Below are 3,773 nucleotides of genomic sequence, written 5' to 3'. Positions count from 1 at the left end.
TCTCTCGGTGTTGATCGTGGCGTCCTGCGGGCTCGGCTACGAGCTGATCGCCGGCGCCCTGTCCAGCTACCTGCTGGGCGACTCCATCCTCCAGTTCTCCTCCATCATCGGCTGTTACCTGTTCGCCATGGGTGTGGGTTCGTGGCTGTCGCGCTATGTGAAGGATGAAGACGTGCTGGCGCGCTTTATCGATATCGAGATCCTGATCGGCCTGTTGGGCGGCATCTCGGCGGCGCTGCTGTTCGTGGTGTTCGCCTGGCTGTCGGCGCCCTTCCGTACCGCGCTCTATGCCATGGTGTTCGTGCTCGGCGTGCTGGTGGGCATGGAGATCCCGCTGGTGATGCGCGTGCTCAACGCGCGCCGCACCGCCTTCAGCGAACTGGTCAGCCGCGTCCTCACCTTCGACTACCTCGGCGCGCTGGCGGTCTCGCTGGTGTTCCCGCTGGTGCTGGCGCCGCGCCTGGGCCTGTCGCGCACGGGTTTCCTGTTCGGCATGCTCAATGCCGGCGTGGCGCTGGCCACCATCCATATCTTCCGCGCGGACCTGAAGCAGGTCATGGCGCGCATGCTGCGCGCCTCGCTGGTGCTGGTACTGCTGGCGGGCGGCTTCCTGGCCTCCGGCCGGCTCACCCACTGGGCCGAGCGCGGCATGTTCGGCGACGAAATCATCCATAGCGAAAGCACGCCCTACCAGCGCCTGGTGATCACGCGCTGGAAAGACGACCTGCGCCTCTATATCAACGGCAACCTGCAGTTTTCCTCGCGCGACGAGCATCGCTACCATGAGGCGCTGGTGCACCCGGTGCTGCAGGCGCTGCCGTGGGCGCGCCGCGTGCTGGTGATCGGCGGCGGGGACGGCCTGGCCGTGCGCGAGATACTCAAGCACAGGAATATCGAGCACGTCACGCTGGTCGACCTGGACCCCGCCATGACCACGCTGTTCTCGCGCAGCGCGCCGCTGGTGGCACTGAACCAGGGCTCGCTCAAGGATGCGCGCGTGCAGGTGGTCAACGCCGACGCCGCGCAATGGCTGGAGCAGCGCAACGACATGTTCGACGCCATCATCGTCGACCTGCCCGACCCGTCCAACTTCGGCCTGGGCAAGCTGTACTCGGTGCCGATGTACAAGCTGGTGTCGCACCACCTGGCCGAGAAGGGCTATGCGGTGGTGCAATCCACTTCGCCCTATTTCGCCCCGCGCTCGTTCTGGGATATCGACGCCACGCTGCGCGAGGCCGGGCTGCATACCTGGCCTTACCATGCCTATGTGCCGTCCTTTGGCGAGTGGGGTTTCATCCTGGCCGGCAAGCGCACCGACTACGCGCCGCCGACGCGCTACGACGTGCCGCTCAGGTTTCTCGACGCCGACTCCACCGCGCTGATGTTCCGCTTCCCCGCCGACATGGCGCCGCGCGCGGCGCAGCCGAACCGGCTCAACGAGCAGACGCTGGTGCACGATTTCGAGCAGGACTGGCGTAATGTCATTCGCTGAAACCGAAGGGCACTGGCCACCGTGTCAGCAAGCGCAGCCGCGATGGACCGCCGCCGCTTCCTGATCGCCGGGGCGGGCGCCGCCGGCTTCAGCCTGCTTGCCGGTTGCGACCGGCTGGGCGGCGAGACCAGCCGCTTCCTGGCCGGCGTGGGCCTGCGCGAGCCGGCGCCGCTGGTGCTGCGCCCCGGCATGGCCGAGGGCCACGCGCTGCGCGACGCCGCGCGCTGGCCGGCGCCGCAGGACGAGATCGTGACCGAAGTCGCCATCCTCGGCGGCGGCGTGGCCGGGCTCAGCGCCGCATGGCAGCTGGCGCGCGGCGGGCTGCACGATTTCCTGCTGGTGGACGGGCCGGAGTTCGGCGGCAACGCGGCGGCAGGCAACTTTGGCGGCATCGGCACGGACGACCTGCGCTTCCCGCGCGGCGCACACTATCTGCCGCTGCCGTCTGCCGAATCGACGCATATCCGCGAAATGCTGGCTGACACGGGCGTGATCCTGCGCGATCCGTTCGCCGCGCGGCCGGACTTCGACGAGCGCGCGCTGGTGCATGCGCCGGACGAGCGCCTGTTCTTCGACGGCAAGTGGCGCGATGGCTTGCTGCCCAGCGATGCGGTGCCGGATGCGGAGGCAACCCAGCATGCGCGCTTCCTGGTCCGCGTCGGGCAACTCAAGAGCGCACGTGGCAGCGACGGCCGCAAGGTCTTCGCCATTCCGCTGGCGCTGGCCTCGCAGGATCCGGCCTGGACCGCGCTGGACCGGCAGAGCATGCGGCAGTGGATGCTGGCCGAAGGCTATACCTCGCCGACCCTGCACGGCTATGTGGACTACTGCTGCCGCGACGACTACGGCGCCGGCCACGACCTGATCTCGGCCTGGGCCGGCCTGCACTACTTTGCCAGCCGTGCCGGCCATGCGGATAACGCCGCCGACGGCGCGGTGCTGACATGGCCGGACGGGTTGCACACGATGGTGACGCGCCTGTGCGCCCGCATCGACGCATACCGCGCGGCGCAAACCGGCGCCCGGCCCTGGCGCCGGCCCGGCATCGCCCTGCAGGTACGGGAACAGGGCCGGGAAGTATCGGTGCTGTGCGCCTGGTGGCCGCAGGGTGCACCCATATCGGCGCCGCGCACCTGCCGCATCCGCGCGCGCCGCGTGATCTGCGCGATGCCGTTGCATGTGGCGGCCCACGTGGCGCCGCTGGGCGAGTTCGGCTTCGACCCGGCGCGCCACCTGCCGCCCACCGCGCCGTGGATGGTGTCGAGCTTCCGGCTGCGCGGTTTCCCGCCGGAGGCGCCGGGCGTGCCGCTGGCCTGGGACAACGTGGTGCACGGCGGGCGCGGGCTGGGCTATGTGGTGAGCACCCACCAGCTGATCCGGCAGGCGAAGCCGGCGGCCACGGTCTTCACCGCCTATTGCCCGCTCGACGCCGCCGCCGCTGCGGGTGGCCCTCCCCGCTCGGTTGCCGACACACGCCGCTGGCTGGCCGAAGCCGCGCCCGCCGAACTGATGGACTACGCCACCACGGATCTCCACACGGCTTACGGGCGCGCGTTCTGGCGCCACGCGGATGCGGTCGAGATCACCGTGCGCGGCCACGCCATGGCCTCACCGCGAACCGGGTTTCTCGCCAACGCCGGCGCCACGGCGCTGCGCGCGGCCGACGGCCGCATCCTGTTCGCTCACGCCGACCTGTCCGGGCTGTCGGTGTTCGAGGAAGCCGCGTGGTGGGGCACGCGCGCGGCAAGGACGATTCTCAATTAGCGCGTCACCGGGTGGCGCTTGCGCGACACCATACCGCGCCAGCGCATCCTGTAGAATTCTTGCCAAGGATTCGTGTCGAATCCCGCAGACCCAGCGATCTCCAAAGCCCCCTTATCTACGTGCGCGCCATCCGCTTCCTGCTGTTGCTAGTGATGCTTGCCGTCCTGCCCTTCCAGAGTTGGGCAGACGCACGCGCGTGCGCGGCCGGCAATGCAACGCTGGCCAGCGGCGCAGCGCCGCAGGAGGCATGCAACCTGGTGATGCAAGCGTCGCGTGACGATGCTTCCGCCGCCGAAGCCGCCGACGAAAGCCACACCCACGCGGCCGTGCCTGGCGATGCCCCGGGCCCGGCCGACGCCGGCGACGCGCAAGACCCCTCCCAGTCTGGCGCCGACCTCGCGGAATCCCTGCTGCCGGCCTCGCCGCTGCGCTTTGCCGCCGGGCTCGCCCGCAGCGGCGCGCCGGCGCACCGGGCAGGCGTACTGCCCGACCCCGACCTCCCCCTGCAGCAGCGCCC

Annotated in this window: 3 protein-coding genes; all 3 read left to right on the top strand. The window is 70.0% G+C overall.

All coding sequences use genetic code 11. The annotated features are described in order from the left end of the window. The coding region (locus tag P3W85_RS35380) for a polyamine aminopropyltransferase (RefSeq protein ID WP_276268182.1) at positions 1 to 1,492 on the top strand (1,492 nt) is incomplete at its 5' end. Positions 1,493 to 1,534: 42 nt separating this feature from the next. Further along, a complete protein-coding gene (locus P3W85_RS35375) occupies positions 1,535 to 3,256 on the top strand; it encodes an NAD(P)/FAD-dependent oxidoreductase (protein WP_276268183.1) in 1,722 nt (573 codons plus the stop codon). 59 nt (positions 3,257 to 3,315) lie between these two features. Next, positions 3,316 to 3,773, top strand: a 458-nt coding sequence (locus P3W85_RS35370; protein ID WP_276268181.1) for a hypothetical protein, incomplete at its 3' end; no start/stop codon positions are given.

Source organism: Cupriavidus basilensis, from assembly GCF_029335485.1.
GTDB classification, from domain to species: Bacteria; Pseudomonadota; Gammaproteobacteria; order Burkholderiales; family Burkholderiaceae; genus Cupriavidus; species Cupriavidus basilensis_E.
The sequence above is the reverse complement of the archived record's forward strand: the minus strand, read 5'-3'. Positions and strand labels throughout refer to the sequence as shown.

Excerpts from the sequence above, each read along its gene's own strand:
- P3W85_RS35375 (WP_276268183.1), top strand. The coding sequence starts at position 1,535 with ATGGACCGCCGCCGCTTCCTGATCGCCGGGGCGGGCGCCGCCGGCTTC.